The sequence below is a fragment of the Metabacillus fastidiosus NBRC 101226 genome, from assembly GCF_001591625.1.
Classification (GTDB): domain Bacteria; phylum Bacillota; class Bacilli; order Bacillales; family Bacillaceae; genus Metabacillus; species Metabacillus fastidiosus.
The window spans coordinates 22,469-38,741 of sequence record NZ_BCVG01000027.1; the positions used below are offsets into that span (position 1 = coordinate 22,469).

12 protein-coding genes are annotated in these 16,273 nt (G+C 36.0%); 3 read left to right on the top strand and 9 right to left on the bottom strand.

Annotated elements, in window-relative coordinates; genetic code table 11:
• On the bottom strand, nucleotides 1–1,635 hold the full coding sequence (locus tag BFA01S_RS09170; protein WP_082799921.1) for an acetolactate synthase large subunit: 1,635 nt from the start codon (nucleotides 1,633–1,635) through the stop codon (nucleotides 1–3).
• A 161-nt stretch (nucleotides 1,636–1,796) separates the two neighbouring features.
• Between BFA01S_RS09170 and BFA01S_RS09175 the strand changes: the two genes are divergently transcribed.
• Nucleotides 1,797–3,392 carry an FMN-binding glutamate synthase family protein gene (locus BFA01S_RS09175; RefSeq protein ID WP_066228805.1) on the top strand — a complete coding sequence of 532 codons (1,596 nt, stop codon included), beginning with the start codon at nucleotides 1,797–1,799 and terminating at the stop codon, nucleotides 3,390–3,392.
• 308 nt (nucleotides 3,393–3,700) lie between these two features.
• On the opposite strand, the gene BFA01S_RS09180 is transcribed toward BFA01S_RS09175, so the two are convergent.
• The 7 genes from BFA01S_RS09180 to BFA01S_RS09210 form a co-directional block, all read right to left on the bottom strand.
• Nucleotides 3,701–4,600 (bottom strand): AEC family transporter, encoded by a 900-nt coding sequence (locus tag BFA01S_RS09180; protein WP_066228807.1) that lies wholly within the window; start codon nucleotides 4,598–4,600, stop codon nucleotides 3,701–3,703.
• A gap of 385 nt (nucleotides 4,601–4,985) precedes the next feature.
• Entirely contained in the window at nucleotides 4,986–5,747 is a 762-nt protein-coding gene (locus BFA01S_RS09185; RefSeq protein WP_066228811.1) for a DeoR/GlpR family DNA-binding transcription regulator, read from the bottom strand.
• Nucleotides 5,748–5,886: 139 nt separating this feature from the next.
• On the bottom strand, nucleotides 5,887–6,978 hold the full coding sequence (gene phnW, locus BFA01S_RS09190; RefSeq protein ID WP_066228816.1) for a 2-aminoethylphosphonate--pyruvate transaminase: 1,092 nt from the start codon (nucleotides 6,976–6,978) through the stop codon (nucleotides 5,887–5,889).
• 1 nt (nucleotide 6,979) lies between these two features.
• Entirely contained in the window at nucleotides 6,980–7,783 is an 804-nt protein-coding gene (gene phnX, locus BFA01S_RS09195) for a phosphonoacetaldehyde hydrolase (RefSeq protein ID WP_066228836.1), read from the bottom strand.
• A 17-nt stretch (nucleotides 7,784–7,800) separates the two neighbouring features.
• Complete coding sequence (locus BFA01S_RS09200; protein WP_066228819.1) at nucleotides 7,801–9,561, bottom strand: putative 2-aminoethylphosphonate ABC transporter permease subunit; 1,761 nt, start codon at nucleotides 9,559–9,561, stop codon at nucleotides 7,801–7,803.
• A gap of 1 nt (nucleotide 9,562) precedes the next feature.
• Nucleotides 9,563–10,585, bottom strand: coding sequence for a putative 2-aminoethylphosphonate ABC transporter ATP-binding protein (locus BFA01S_RS09205; protein ID WP_066228822.1), 1,023 nt, complete (start codon nucleotides 10,583–10,585; stop codon nucleotides 9,563–9,565).
• Between the two features lie 45 nt (nucleotides 10,586–10,630).
• Complete coding sequence (locus tag BFA01S_RS09210) at nucleotides 10,631–11,698, bottom strand: putative 2-aminoethylphosphonate ABC transporter substrate-binding protein (protein WP_066228824.1); 1,068 nt, start codon at nucleotides 11,696–11,698, stop codon at nucleotides 10,631–10,633.
• A 327-nt stretch (nucleotides 11,699–12,025) separates the two neighbouring features.
• Between BFA01S_RS09210 and BFA01S_RS09215 the strand changes: the two genes are divergently transcribed.
• Nucleotides 12,026–13,621, top strand: coding sequence for an FMN-binding glutamate synthase family protein (locus BFA01S_RS09215; protein WP_066228828.1), 1,596 nt, complete (start codon nucleotides 12,026–12,028; stop codon nucleotides 13,619–13,621).
• A 526-nt stretch (nucleotides 13,622–14,147) separates the two neighbouring features.
• Nucleotides 14,148–14,444 (top strand): hypothetical protein, encoded by a 297-nt coding sequence (locus BFA01S_RS09220; RefSeq protein ID WP_066228831.1) that lies wholly within the window; start codon nucleotides 14,148–14,150, stop codon nucleotides 14,442–14,444.
• 22 nt (nucleotides 14,445–14,466) lie between these two features.
• Here the strand turns inward: BFA01S_RS09220 and BFA01S_RS09225 are convergent, their stop codons facing one another.
• The gene (locus BFA01S_RS09225; RefSeq protein ID WP_066228834.1) at nucleotides 14,467–16,197 is read right to left on the bottom strand and encodes a methyl-accepting chemotaxis protein; all 1,731 of its coding nucleotides are present in this window, start codon (nucleotides 16,195–16,197) and stop codon (nucleotides 14,467–14,469) included.
• Between the last annotated feature and the right edge of the window lie 76 nt (nucleotides 16,198–16,273).

Below are 16,273 nucleotides of genomic sequence, written 5' to 3' on the forward strand. Positions count from 1 at the left end.
CTATAATTTACAAATATAGTCACCAAGTGTTTTTGATAGCTTTTCATTTTCCGAATAATCGACATCAACATCAATCAGAACAATTTCATTACTTGAAATCGCTTCTTCTAATGCTGGCAGTAATTCATCAGAATGAGTCACCTTTATCCCCTTTACACCAAAGCTTTCAGCAAATTGTAAAAAATTAGGATCGGTAAACTCAATCGCATTCGTACGATTAAATTTATTCAATTGCTTCCATTCAATTAATCCGTATTTCTCATCGTGGAAAATAACGACAGTAAAGCTAATACCAAGACGTTTGGCCGTTGCTAGTTCCACACCATTCATAAGAAATCCGCCATCTCCTGTTACCGCAACAACCGGTTTATCTGGATGCGCTAATTTTGCTGCAATTGCCCCCGGTACTGCGATTCCCATCGTCGCAAAGCCATTTGATATAATTGTATGATTCGGTTTTTCCGGCTGATACATACGAGCAATCCACAACTTATGTGCACCGACATCTGATATGACGATTGCCTCTCCTTTTTCTGCCCTTTTTAAATCAGCAAGAATACGCTGCGGAATAATTGGACTTCCTGATGTATCATCGGAAGCATGAAGTTTTTCAACGAGCTGTGTTTTTAATTGTTTTATTTTTGAACATAATTCCTTTTGTTCAATATGAGGATTTAATGCTTCAAGCGTTTTTTTAATATTACCAACGAGTTCTGATTGAAGTGGATAGTATCCATCTACTTCAGCTGGAAGACTATCAATATGAATGATTTTATTCATCGCCTCATCATTCCAATATTTCGGTAAATATTCCACAATATCATAACCAACCGTTATGATTAAATCTGCTATATCAAATCCACAAAGCACATAGTCCTTCGCCTGTATCCCCACTGTATATAATGTTAACGGATGATCAGAGGGCAGCACACCTTTTGCCATAAATGTGTTAACAACCGGAATATTATTATCTTCTGCAAATTTGCGTAAAGCTCCTGCTGCTTTGTCTCTGATGACTCCATTTCCCGCTAAAATGATTGGTCTTTTTGCCTCATTAATTGCAGCTGCTGCTTTTTTAATTTCCTCCTCATCTGGGAGGTATAATGGTACTTTTGTTACTGGAATAGGCTCTCCTTCTGTATCCATCGATGCAATATCTTCTGGCAATTCAATATGTACAGCACCCGGTTTTTCAAGCACTGCCTTTTTAAATGCTTTTCGAACAATTTCAGGAATCGTATGTGGAACGCGAATTTGCTGGCTCCATTTTGTTACTTCTTCAAAAACACCGATAATGTCAATATATTGATGGGATTGTTTATGAATTCTTTCAAGTCCTGCTTGTCCTGTAATAGCAACAACTGGGGAATAATCAAGATAAGCATCCCCAATGCCTGTTAATAAATTGGTTGCACCCGGTCCAAGCGTTGCCAAACACACACCTGGTTTCCCAGTCAATCTTCCGTAAACATCAGCCATAAAAGCTGCTGCTTGCTCATGATGTACAACAACAAACTGAATATTTGAATCAATTAGAGAATCAATAAGATCTGTATTCTCTTCTCCAGGAATACCAAAAATATATTCGACACCTTCATTTTCTAAACATTTTATGAATAGATCCGAAGCTTTCAAATCTTCTCCTCCTTTTATTTTTAGAAAAACAGATTTTTTTGTTTATGCGCTATGTATTGACTATTCCCTTATATTTCCCCATTTAACAAACAATTTATTTTCTAGCAGTATATGATTTTAAAAATCGAACAAATTAATTAAAAAGGATAGGAGGGTTATGAATGAATATTGCAGATATCTTCACTGTTGTCGGCTTCATTTTCATTGCATTCGTTACCATAATACTTGTTGTAATTGTCATCTACCTATTCATATTTGACCGTAATCAAAAAGCACACTCTATTTTAAGAAATTATCCAGTACTCGGCCGGGTTCGTTATTTCTTCGAACAAGTGGGTCCTGAATTTAGACAATATTGGTTTAACAATGATACAGAAGGGAAGCCTTTCTCAAGAGATGATTATGAACATATCGTTAAAAGTTCAAAATATATGCGGGACGTTATCGGGTTTGGTTCAAAACGTGATTTTGATGAAGAAGGATTTTTCGTTCGCAATGATATGTTTCCGAAATTAACAGAAGAGATGAAATTAGATAAAAATACGAGGATAACAACGAAAAGGTACATATTATTAAAAGATCCTCTCTTTTCACAAAGAAAAGAAAAATGGGAAGATGAACAGTCTCTAGCTTATTTATTACATGATGATGATGCTGTTGTCATTGGTTCAAATACGAAGCACCCATTTGTTTTAAAAGGACTTATTGGAATGTCGGCGATGAGCTACGGCTCATTAGGAGACCAAGCGATCACTGCTTTATCAGAAGGTTTAGGACTTGCAAAGGGGACATGGATGAATACTGGGGAAGGCGGATTATCTCCTTATCATTTAAAAGGAGATGTCGATATTATTATGCAGATTGGCCCTGCCATGTTCGGTGTCCGTAATAAAGACGGAGGGATGGACTGGGATGAGCTAAAAAGAAAAAGTGAAATCCCTCAAATTAAAGCATTTGAGATTAAACTAGCACAAGGGGCAAAAACACGAGGCGGTCATATTGATGCGGAGAAGGTAACACCAGCAATCGCTGAGATTCGTAAAGTGGAACCGTTTAAATCTGTCGACAGTCCAAATCGATTTCATGAATTCAGTGATGTTCCTTCATTATGTGAATTTATTGAAAAAATTCGAGAGCATACCGGAAAACCAGTTGGTATAAAAATGGTTGTCGGCAGCAATGACAGTGTCGAACAGCTTGCAAAATATATGAAAGACACTGGTAAAGGTCCTGATTTTATAACAATTGATGGCGGTGAAGGCGGTACTGGAGCCTCTTATCAGGAGTTAATTGATAGTGTCGGTTTACCAATTAAATCAGCACTGCCGATTCTTGTCTCAACACTTGAGAAATACGGAGTGCGTGATCGTGTGAAAATTATCGCATCAGGTAAATTATTTACACCAGATCGCATTGCAATTGCAATTGCGATGGGAGCTGATTTAGTTAATATCGCAAGAGGATTCATGATAACGATCGGATGTATCCAAACATTGAAATGCCACTCAAATGCTTGTCCTGTCGGTGTCGCAACGACAGATCCAGAATTACAAAAGGCACTCATCATTGACGAAAAGAAATACCGTGCAGTTAATTTTCTCGTTACGTTAAGAAAAGGATTATACAGAATTTCAGCTGCTGCTGGCATTGACTCACCTATTCACTTTAAACCAAAACATATTATGTACAAGGATGATAAAGGCGTTATCACATCACTCGAAAACATTCTTGAAGATATTAAACAAAAAATCATTTAAAAATATCCAAGGTTGATACACAGTTTCGAATTAAAACAAAAATTGCAGCATTCTATTATAGAAATAAAATATAAAGGGATATCTCAAACAACATTCCTTTGAGATATCCCTATTTTAAATACTCACTTTTAACAGCTTTATTCAAGTTTAACTCTTTATCCGATAGCTTCCAAACAGTTCCTCTATCATCATATTCTAATACTGCAGCTTACTTAAAATTTTCTAAAAAAGCCGAATAAATAATACTCTTTTTATAAGACTTTCAATTTAAACAATATCGTTCACAACTCTCTATTGAAAATAGTTTATTATGAGGCAAGAATATTAAGCAGTACCGTAATCGAAACAAAACTAAAGAGTGTTGTTATAAGCATTACACTCGATACAAGTTCCGGTTCCGTATCAAATTCGATTGCAAACATTGCTGCTGATGCGGAACTTGGCATTGCAGACATGACAAGAACTACACCGCCAGCGAGCGGGTCCAAGTCGAATGCTTTAATGAAAAAATATGCTAATATCGGAGAAATAATCATCCGAAGAGTCACAGCAGATGTGAGCACTTGCCAGTTTACTTTCAATGTTTTAATTGTCGCAAGCTGCATGCCAAGTACAATCATCATGAGTGGAATAGAACCTTCGCTTACCATCTTAATCGTGCCATATACACCTTCAGGTATTTCCCAGCCGAATCCCTTAAATAAAAATGCTAAAAGAGCAGCATAAGTTGCCGGCATAAGAAGAACTTGCTTAATTCCCTGCAGCATACCGTCTTTCCCTCTTGATGCGTAATAGACGCCAAAAAACTGAATAAATAAAGACTGCATCACCATGTAAAATACAGCAAAATGTGTTGCTCCAACACCTAAACTAAAGACAATAACAGGGATTCCATAATTGCCTCCGTTCATAAATGCTGATCCGAGAATAGATGCGCTCTCCACCGGTTTTGACCATTTAAAAATTTTCCCGAGTATTTTATTAATAAGGACCATCATAAGCAAAATGAAAATAATCGATATAATTAAAATAAAATAATCTTCATCAAATGTTGCCTCATATAATGATACAAAGAAAAATATCGGCATGAATATGTAAATCGATACCGCTGCAACGGATTTCACCTGGACGAGCTTCACCCTTTGCAATACATATCCTGCTCCAAACACTGCTATAACCGGTAACATTACTGAGAAAAATATACCCATAGCTACATCTCCAACTAGATTGATTTAAATGAATAACATTTTTCATTTTAGCATAAATCACAAGCTTGCGTTGTTTATAAAATAGAGGATTATAATTAAGATATTTATTAAAATAATAAAGTGAAACTTCCATTAGTCGGGGTTTTTCTCATTTCCTACTGATGGCTCGTTGAAGCCTTCACGATACGGGTCACATATACGTTACTGGCGTGAAATACGAATTTAGTATGTGCTCTATTGTACAAAACTTTACAGGCAGTTAATCTCCCATTTAACTTCTTCGAATTCTCAGGACTTTGAAGCTGGATGGAGTCTTACTGCCCGTTAAGACTGGATAAAATAAAAAAAGAGCGTTTCCGCTCCTTTTTATCATATTTTCAGTACATCAACATTTTATCCATTTATCTTCCATTCCCCATTCTTCAGGAATTTGAACATCTGATAAAATATAATCAGCACTTTCAAGAGATACAATTTTGTAGTTTGCCTTCACATCAATTTTTGAATGGTCTACAAGAATAAATGATGTATTTGCATTTTCAATAAAAATTTTTGATAATAAACATTTCTCTATATCGAAGCTTGTAAGACCAGCTTGCTTGTGAATACCATCAATTGCAATGAAAGCTTTATCTGCATAAAATTCCTTAGCCATCTTCTCGGTCAACGAGCCGGATGCTCGGAAATGCTTGCTTCTTATCTGACCGCCGAGAAAAATAATTTCACCATGAAAAAGCTGTTTACTTTCATAATCCATTAATATTGTTGCAAGAGGAAAAGAGTTCGTAATAACCGTTATATTGAATATATCCTTCAGAGCTGCACACATTTGTAATGTTGTGCTGCCTTCATCAATAAAAATAACTTCTCCTTCTTTTACAAAAGAAGCAGCCTTGCTTCCAATTCTTTTCTTCTCTTCCATTCTTAATATTTCACGTTCAAACATGGACGGCTCTGCTGTTTCCATTTTCACAGCACCGCCATACACTTTTTTTAATTTCTTTTCTCCTTCCAGCTCCTCCAAATAGCGGCGAATCGTTTCGGTTGATACAGTAAATTGTGCTGCTAAATCATTTACTTTTACTTGTCCATGCTCCTCGATGAGCTCCGTAATGACCTTCTTTCGCTCTTCTGCTAATAAAGACATATACTTTTCTCCCTATTTTAAACTTAACTTCTTTTACACGTTATATAATAAAGTGAAACTTCACCTATGAAAGTCTTACTGATCTTTATCTACGATGAATATATCATTTTTTCAAATCTTTTAAAATAACTGTTCTTTACTAAATAGTTTGTCGAATCGAATCTAGCAACCTTTCAATATCTTCTATGTAAACTTCACCAATATTTCCAATTCGAAAAGTATCAACTTCAGACACCTTGCCAGGATAAATAACAAAGCCATGCTTCTTCAAACTGTTATAAAGCTGTTGAAACGTAAACTTGGTATTCTCCGGATAAAGAAATGATGTAATAATAGGAGATTGATACTTCTCATCCAGCAATGCAGTAAAGCCTAGCTCTTTCATACCTCGAACTAAACATTTTTGATTTTCACTGTAACGCTTAAAGCGGGCATTAATCCCGCCTTCTGCCTCAAGCTCCTGTAAAGCTTGGTAGAAAGCCCTTACTACATGTGTCGGGGATGTAAATCGCCATTTCCCTTGATGTTTTCCCATTGTTTCATACTGATCATATAAATCTAATGATAAAGAACGGGCATTTTCCTTGCATTTAGCCAGTTCAGCCTTTTTAGCAATAACAAAACCAAATCCGGGAACACCTTGAATACATTTATTAGCACTGCTAATTAAAAAATCAATTTGCAGCTCATCAAGATCCATTGGAATCCCACCAAAACTACTCATCCCATCCACAATCGTTATTTTATTGTATTTTTTCGCTATATAACATATTTCTTCAATTGGATTCAGTATACCTGTTGTTGTTTCACAATGAACAGCAATAACATGGCTAATTTCTTTATCCTCTTTCAAAAAATGTTCCACATCGTTTATATGAATAGACTCACATTCATCGACTGCATGAACAATATGAGGAATGTTCAATACTTCACACATCTGCACAATCCTGTCACCATATGCCCCATTAGCTATAACTAACAATTTTCCGCCATCTCTTGGCATAACTGTTCCAATTGTCGACTCTACACAAAATGAACCGCTTCCCTGCATTAAAACAGCTGTATATAATTCTTTCTGCACTGTTGCCAATTTCACAAGGCGATTACGTATTTCCTGCACAATCTGGTTATATTCATTATCCCATGTACACCAGTCTCTCATCATCGCCTGACGAACTGAATTTGTTGTCGATAACGGGCCTGGTGTCAAAAGTAAGTATGGATTTTGCATATTAGTTCTCCCCGATTTCATCTTTATTTTGTTCTAACATATCAATTACCTTATCAAGATCTGAAATACGATCAATCGTAAAATCAGCTCCTGCTTCAAGTAAACGGCCGCGAACAATTTCTATTCTTTCCTCTAATTCCACCTCATTCATTTGAATAACTTCTTCTTCCGATAATCCTAATTCACTGCTTCCTAAAATAACGCCAACTGTCCACATTCCGGCATTTTTACCTTCTTTCATATCTGTTACTGTATCACCTACTTTTATCATCTTGCTCATTGGATACACATTAAGCTCCATCGCATTTTGGTAGCACATCCATGGATAAGGGCGACCCGCTTTTACATCATCCGCTGTGAAGCAGCAATCAGGCGAATATCCTTTTTCTTTCGCTTTCGGTATGACCACTTCCATCATTGCCTTCGTATAACCAGTTGTAGAACCAATTTTAATACCTCTTCTTCTTAAACGTTCAACAAGTTCAATCGCCCCTGGAATCGGAGTTGTATAGTCAGGTAAAATCGTGAATAATATCTTTTCAAAATCATTGTTCATTTCTATTACATCTTGTTCAGTTGGCTCTGCAGTATGTACTTTCACCCATTCTTTCCGAATGCGTGGCATATCACAAAGTGTTCGAATATGCTCAATCTTCAGCATACCCATCGGTTGTCTCGCCTCATCTACTGTAATTTCCACCCCTCGGTTACGAAAAATTTCTAAGAATACTTCAAGCGGTGCAAAACATCCATAATCAATCATCGTTCCTGCCCAATCAAAAATAACTGCTTCCACTTTTTTCATTTCATTCTTCCCCTTCTTTATTTTATTTGCCATTTTATATTTTTCTTTTGAAAGATTTTTATCGTCAGTTCATATAAGATACGGACGATAATATTTGTAAGAATAATTAAAACACTGAGTGCTGCTGCCGATGCCATATTTCCTGCGTCATCCATATTAGCAATTGAAATAGCTGCTAGTTTAAAATCCGCTGTATAAAGAAAAATAACAGCTGATATTGTCACCATAGAATTAACGAAAAAATACATTGTCATCTCTAGTACAGCCGGCAAACACATTGGCAGCGTGATTTTGAAAAATGTTTTATAAAAAGGTACACCCATTGATTCTGATACAAGTTCAAATTCACGATCTAATTTCTTTAGTGCGGCAGTAGCCGTCACATAAGCAACAGAATAAAAATGAACAATATTCGCAATAACAATAATAGCGATCGTCCCATATAAGAAGCTGAAAGGATTAGAGACAGTCCATCCAAAAATACTTACTTCCGGCTTGCTGAAAAAGAAAATGTAACTTAAGCCAATAACAAGTCCGGGTACAGCAAGCGGAATAATAGATAGGAAATGGCCGAGTTTTCTTATACCTGACATACGTCTAATTTTTTCAATTGCGTATGCATAAACAAATGTAATAACAGTCCCGGCGATTGCTGTCAATAAAGCTATTATTAAGCTATTCTTATATGCTGTAAGCCCGTCTCCCGTATAACTTTTCAGCTCAAAATGCTTAAATGTAAGACTCATGTCATATGGCCATACTTTTACAGTTGCCGCCAGAATGACTGCGACAAGTAAAATAATCATACAAGCTGAGATTATGCTGCAAAATAAAAATGACAGCTTGTCCCTTTTATTATTTTTACTAATTTGATAAGGTACAGATTTAGATGTTACATAGCTTACTTGTTTTCTTTGTGCTATTTGATCGACGATAAAAGCAATTAGTGCAGGAAGCATTAAAATTAAGCCGATCGCAGCTCCCATTTCCATCTTCTGCTGTCCAATTACCTGCTTATATACATCTGTAGCAAGCACATTGTACTGGCCCCCCACTACTTTCGGTGCCCCGTAATCAGTAAAGCTAAGAGAAAAAACAATAAATACAGAGCTAATCAGGCCGTACTTCACATTTGAAAGAGTAATAGTTATAAACTGTTTCCATTTGCTTACACCTAATGTATTAGCTGCTTCATATAAACGATTATCTGAACCATTTAATGCAACTGCCATAATTAGAAACGCTTGTGGAAATGTATAAATAACCTCAGCGATAATAATTCCGGTAGAGCCATATAAATTAATATCAAATCCAGGTATTACTCCAAAAAAACCTTTCGTTACAAGTCCTTGATTTCCAAACAAATACATAAGAGCTATCCCATGCATCATCGTTGGTGCAAAAAGAGGAAGCAGAGCTGTATAGCGAAAAAAAGTCTTTCCTTTTAGATTTGTTCTAACTAAACAGTACGCATATGCGAAAGCGAGTGTAACAGAAATTACAGTTGTTATTGATGCAATAAACAATGTGTTTTGAAAAGATTGAACTAAAGAAGGGGTTGCAAAATATTTTGCAAAGTTAGCTAATCCAATAAATACCCCTTCCTCGCTTTGAAAAGCTTTCACAAATAACGTTCCGAGCGGCAAAATTAATATAGATAAGAAAGACAAAATCATTATTGTAACAAGCAAGCGCTTCAGCCATTCTTCTTTGCCCATATACTGTTTTTTTGTTTTCGTGAACAAATGAATAGGATTCCGTTTGCTAATGATGTCCATACTAACTAACCACCTGTTCTTTAAAACCAATGATTTTTTCTGCCGGCAATGTAATATAAATATCCATTCCTTTTGTTAACTGATGTTCAATCACTTCATATGCAGCAACATCTACTTTAATCATCTGTCCATATAAATGGGTTGATTGATCCTTCACTTTAAATTTCAAACGGTAAGTAGGTCCCCGAAACTCTATTTCTTCCACTTCTGCAAGCAGACCCGCTGTTTGAGAAATATGGATATGCTCTGGTCGAATCGCAAATGTTTTCTCTTCGTTATATGCTGTTTTGCGTCCTTTCCAAAAGTTAATAGAACCGATGAAATTAGCTACGAACGGATTGGCAGGGGTGTGATATACTTCTTGCGGTGTACCAACTTGCATCACTTCTGCATTGTTCATGACAACAATTTTATCTGCCATCATAAGAGCCTCATCCTGATCATGTGTAACCATGATTGTTGTTATTTGCAGTTTCTTTTGAATCGTGCGAATTTCATGACGAAGTTTCTCTCTCACCTTTGCATCAAGAGCAGAAAGCGGTTCATCAAGCAATAAGAAATCCGGTGATAAAGCGAGTGCTCTTGCTAATGCTACACGCTGCTGCTGGCCCCCTGACATCTGAGCGGGATATTTATCTTTTAAATGAATTAAATCAACAAGAGCCAATGCTTCTAAAGCTTTTTCTTTTACTTCTTTTTTAGGAAACTTTCTCGCCTTTAGTCCATACTCAATATTTTGCAAAGCCGTTAAATTCGGAAATAAAGCATATGATTGGAATACAATACCGAAGTTCCGTTTTGATGGCGGCATATAGGTCATATCTTTTCCATCTATTACAATGTTTCCAGCACTCGGTTCTTCAAGACCAGCAATGATTCGAAGGAGAGTTGTTTTTCCACAGCCGCTTGGACCGAGAAGACAAACAAATTCATTTTTCTTAATATCAATGGAAATATCGTTTAAAGCAGTGAACTGTCCAAAATTTTTATGAATGCGATCAATTTTCAAATAACAGTCGCTCAACGGTCAAAACTCCCTTTCATTCTAGAAATAAGATGAAATAGCATATTATTGTTTCGGTTCAGCTTTACTTCCATACTGCTTCTCCCACTTATCAAGAATGATCCCTCTATTTTCTGCTGCCCATTTTAAATTATTTTTTTTATATATTTTCTCTCCTACCTCTTCTGGGAACCCTTCTGCTTTTTCAAAATTATTATCCATCGTTGAAAAGCCGTACGCTTTGTAATATTCTTTCATCACATCGTCTGTAATAGCCCAATCTAAAAAGGCCTCAGCGAGTTCGTCGCTCTCCTTATCATCTTTTTTGATTAATGCGTTTGCTTCTACATCCCAGCCGAGACCTTCCTTCGGCAATATGATTTCAACCGGTGCCCCTTCCTGTTTTTGTTGAACACCGCTGTACACAAGTGAAATACCGATCGGATATTCACCAGCAGCTGCCAATTTAGCCGGTTTTGAACCTGAATGAGTATATGTACCAATGTTTTCATGCAGCCTTGTCATATAGTCCCAGCCTTTTTCTTCCCCCATTATTTGCAGCCATGATGAAACCGTTAGAAAACCCGTACCTGATGAAGCAGGATGTGGCATAACAATTAAACCTTTATATTCCGGCTTTAATAAATCTTCATATGTTTCAGGGGTATCTAATCCCTTCTTTTTCAACTCTTCTTTATTTACAGTAATTCCTGTTATAGCAACGACATTTCCTGTCCATTTCAAAGGCTCTTCATTATCTTTATAAAGAGGATTTATTTTATCGCTTTCTGCTGGAGTATATCCTTCAATCATATCTTTGCTTTCAAGCTCTAATAAACTTGATGCAGCTACCCCCCATATAACATCAGCTTTTGTATTTTTTCCTTCTGCTAGTAATTTCGCAGTAATAATTCCTGTAGAATCCCGTACAATATTCAAATCTATATCAGGATATTTCTCTTCGAATGTTTCTAAATATTGTGGAATCAATTCTTCTTCAATCGCTGTGTAAACTGTTAACTCACCTGATAAATTTCCGTTATTAGCATTTTCGGCTGTCTCTTCTTTCCCACAGGCTGCTAAGAATGCAGCAGTTGATAAAACAAGTAATGACTTTTTAATGTGGTTTTTCATGGTTTTTACTCCTTTTTAGGAAGATTTATTTATAAATCCAATATAAAACCACATTATTAATCTAGTATTAACAGATTGTAAAGATCATGTTAAAAGTTGTTTTATTTGTTTTACATTGGTTTTACTTGGTATTTAAAACCCTAAGTGATACTCCATCTTCTTCTCACCTATTTTTAATGTTATTCATTATTTTTTACTCACCAAAAATTTTGTTAATATTAGGATTTAAATAGTTAAATAGAACTAGTATAATGTATCTATCATGTATATACTTATTCACTCTTGAATACTGTTAATACAAAGTAAAGAACTGTTAGGAGGCTCCAAATGGAAATTGCAAATATTTTAATTATTATTGGATTTTCTCTCATTGCACTCACTGTTCTTAGTATCGCTGTTTTCATTATTTATTTATTATTGTTTGATAGAAAACAGAGAAGCCATTCTATTTTAAGAAATTACCCTGCTCTTGGCCGGATCCGTTATTTTTTTGAAAAAATTGGCCCTGAGCTGAGACAGTATTGGTTTGATAGTGATACAGAAGGAAAACCATTTTCAAGAAATGATTATGAGCATATCGTCAAAAGTTCAAAGTATATGCGAAATATAGTGGGCTTTGGTTCAAAACGTGATTTTGATGAAGAAGGATTTTTTGTTCGCAATGATATGTTCCCTAAGTTAACAGAAGAAATGAAGATGGATATGGATACTAAGGTTTCCACGAAAAGATACATATTACTTGAAGACCCCCTTTTCTCTCAGCGGAAAGAGAAATGGGTTGACGAAGAGTCAGCGGCTTATTTATTACATGATGATGATGCAATTATTATCGGTCCAAATACAAAATATCCATTCGCATTAAAAGGGCAAATCGGTATGTCTGCAATGAGCTATGGTTCATTGGGAGACCGTGCAATTACTGCTTTATCAGAAGGTTTAGCTCTTGCGAAGGGCACATGGATGAACACTGGCGAAGGAGGGTTATCTCCCTTTCATTTGAAAGGAAATGTTGATATTATTATGCAAATTGGCCCTGCCATGTTCGGAATTCGTGATAAATACGGGGAACTGGACTGGGATGAGTTAAAAAGAAAAAGCGAAATTCCTCAAATAAAGGCATTTGAATTAAAATTAGGCCAAGGTGCTAAAACTCGCGGCGGCCATATTGATGCAGAAAAAGTAACTCTCGAAATCGCTGAAATCCGTAAAGTAGAACCGTTTAAATCTATTGACAGTCCGAACCGTTTTCCTGAACTTAATAATGTCTCTTCATTATGTGAATTCATCGAAAAGATTCGCAATCATACTGGAAAGCCAGTCGGGGTAAAAATCGTTATCGGTGGAAATGACAGCGTGGAGGAACTGGCAAAATATATGAAAGAAACGGGAAAAGGACCTGATTTTATTACAATTGACGGCGGTGAAGGTGGAACTGGCGCCTCTTATCAGGAATTAATTGACAGCGTTGGTTTACCAATTAAATCCGCACTTCCGATCCTTGTCACAACACTTGAGAAATACGGCGTGCGTGACCGTGTAAAAATTATCGCATCAGGTAAATTATTTACACCTGACCGGATTGCAATCGTACTCGCGATGGGTGCTGATTTAGTTAATATTGCAAGAGGATTTATGATAACAGTCGGATGTATTCAAACATTGAAATGTCATTCAAATGACTGCCCTGTCGGTGTTGCAACGACAGACCCTGAACTGCAAAAAGCACTCGTTATTGATGAAAAGAAATACCGCGCAGTTAATTTCCTTGTTACATTAAGGAAAGGATTATACAGGGTGTCAGCCGCTGCCGGCATAGACTCACCTGTTCACTTTAGACCGAATCATATTATGTATAAAGATGATAAAGGCGTCGTCACTTCTCTGGAAAATATCCTTGCTGATATTGAGAAAAAAATTGTTTAAAATGGATTGGGACTATCTCTTAAGTCCTTAATAAGTGTTAAAAGTTCAAAGACTCCGTCATAAGACCATCGATTTTACATGATTCTCATAGCACTCTTTTTAGGAGGATGTCTAAAAAGAGTGCTTTTTAGACATCCTCTCTTTTTCTTCATCCCTATACATTTCCATAATTGAACATGCATACTCTTCAATTACAGCTTCTATAATCTTTATCTAACTTCTCTTTTAATTCGAGTTCTCGTAAAACTATCTTATTAATATAACTATCTGCTTTTCCCTTCAGATGAAGATTCCAATAGTATGTAACAGAAAATGAACAAAAACCGTCTAAACAATAGAGAATGAAGTGTGCTGTCCATTATGTAAAAGGCTAGGCTAGACATAGTTCTGCATATATAATCGGTTCAGCTATTTTCTTAACGATGCAAATTGTTTTCGACACTTATCTAAATGTGGAGTATTATCATTTGAATTGGTTTATTATAATTTCTCTGTTTATCCGGCCAAAACAGAAAACAAGTAGGAGATGATTATTATCGATTTTTTATCCCCCGTTATATTTTCACTCATTGTTATTGATTTTTATGTATTTCAACTTGTCGGAAAACATCGAGGAAGAAGAGCTTGGATAGGAATTATTTCTATTCTTTTATCACCGGCTGTATGTTACATTGTTCTTTCTATTATTCGTCCCTATATACCACCGTATGGATTTACCGGTGCTTTTATCATTCCACCGCTATATGCCCTTGTTTTCATCATTAACGGTATTGTCCTTTTAATCATTGCTTTTTTTACAAAAGAAGAGAGTAAATCATTTTAAATGACTACTCTCTTTCCATTCTTTATAATGCAGCTTCAAGCTGGGATAATAAAGAAATAACATGCTCAGATGCTGTTTGAAGTTGAATAAAATCCTCCTGCGCTTCTTCTATCTTTCCGTCTACATAATTTCTGATAGCTTTTGCTGCAAATTGATGAACTGCTTTATGCGGTTCCTCTAACTTTTTAAAAACAGAATTGTTTTTTATTTTTGATGGCAGATCACTATAATACCATTTTCCTAATCTACACGTTTCATGTGAGATAATTTGCACTGGATCAATCTTTTCCAAACCGAGAAGTAAATTATACACTTTCCATTTCCAAAGAAGATGATCGGTTTTCGCTAATCTAATAATATCCTTTGATCGTAGTTTAACATTCGTATCAAAGAATGAAAGACGGTAATGATCCATCTGTTTGCTTAACTCTAAAATAACTGTTGCCGTTTGCCTTGCAATTTGCTGTGAATCTGTACTCAGATCAAAAATTATACTGTTTCTTTCCGCAATTTCCATCACGGAGGAGGACTGTTCTTCTGTCATTGCCGCAATTTGTGTCGTAGAACTGCTTATTTCTTCCATAGTAGAAACGATTGTCTCTAATTCTTCTCCGGCATTTCGCGCTGCTTTTACACTATGTTCAACAAGCTTCCCGGTATCTCCCATCTGGGTAGTAACAGAATGGGACACTTTCAACAAAGACTCCATATTAGAAGTAATCTTTAATGTTTGTTCTTTCGTATGCTCAGCAAGCTTTCTTACTTCCTGTGCAACAACGGAGAAACCTTTGCCATGTTCCCCTGCCCGTGCTGCTTCAATGCTGGCATTTAATGCAAGTAAATTCGTCTGCTCTGTTATATCACGAATAACTTTCACTATTTCCTGCGTTTGTTCAATTTCACTATTAAGCTCGCCAACTTGTTCTTTCACTTGTCCGTATACTTTACCGACCTGGCTAATATCTGTTAATGCTTCATTAATAATTTGTTTGCTTTGCTCAGCAGAACGCACTGCATCATTCGTTCTTTCCGCTACATTGCCAGCATTTTTAGCTACTTCCTTAATCGAGGCGCTCACTTCATCAGTCGCTTGTGTCACACTGGAGCTTTCAGCAATCATATTATTCATTCCTTGGATTAAATGTTTCGTTGTATCTAATTGCGTCATCTCGTTAAGCATATCGGAAACATCAAATAAAAATGTTTTAAATGTTTCTTCCATATATACTTCTACGATTAATTGCTGATCAAATGCGGCTAATTTTTGCACAGCAAGCACTGTTTTTATCATTTTCTCAGGATGATCATACATTTTCTCCATTATAATAGATATCATAAGCTGAACTAATAATTGATGGGCGGAAATAAAATGATCTGCAGTCAAATGAATACGGCTATGTACTTGTCCAATAACAACTCTGGTTCTTACATACTCATTATCAATTTTTGCTTCCAAAAATTGTTCGAGATATTTTTCCAATGTTATTCTAAGCCGGTCTATCGTTGAATGTTCCACAATCATTTCTTTTAAATGAGGAACTTCAGTAATATGTTCATAAAACTTGCTAACCATCTCTGATTTATATGGAGAAAGAAGATGGAAAGCATTTTTCACATGCTCTAAAGTTTCCTCACTAATATCCATGAAAGATAATTGTCCTTTTATTTGTTTTTCCACATTCAATATTTCTGTTGTACTAGCATATTTGAAATAAGCATTCCAAGGTCTCGGCTTTTTCACAAAAAAACTCATATGCTACCTCCCTATTATTATGCAGACATATCATTCAAAATTAAAAGGGGCTTTCCGATAAGTCCCTATAAGGTTT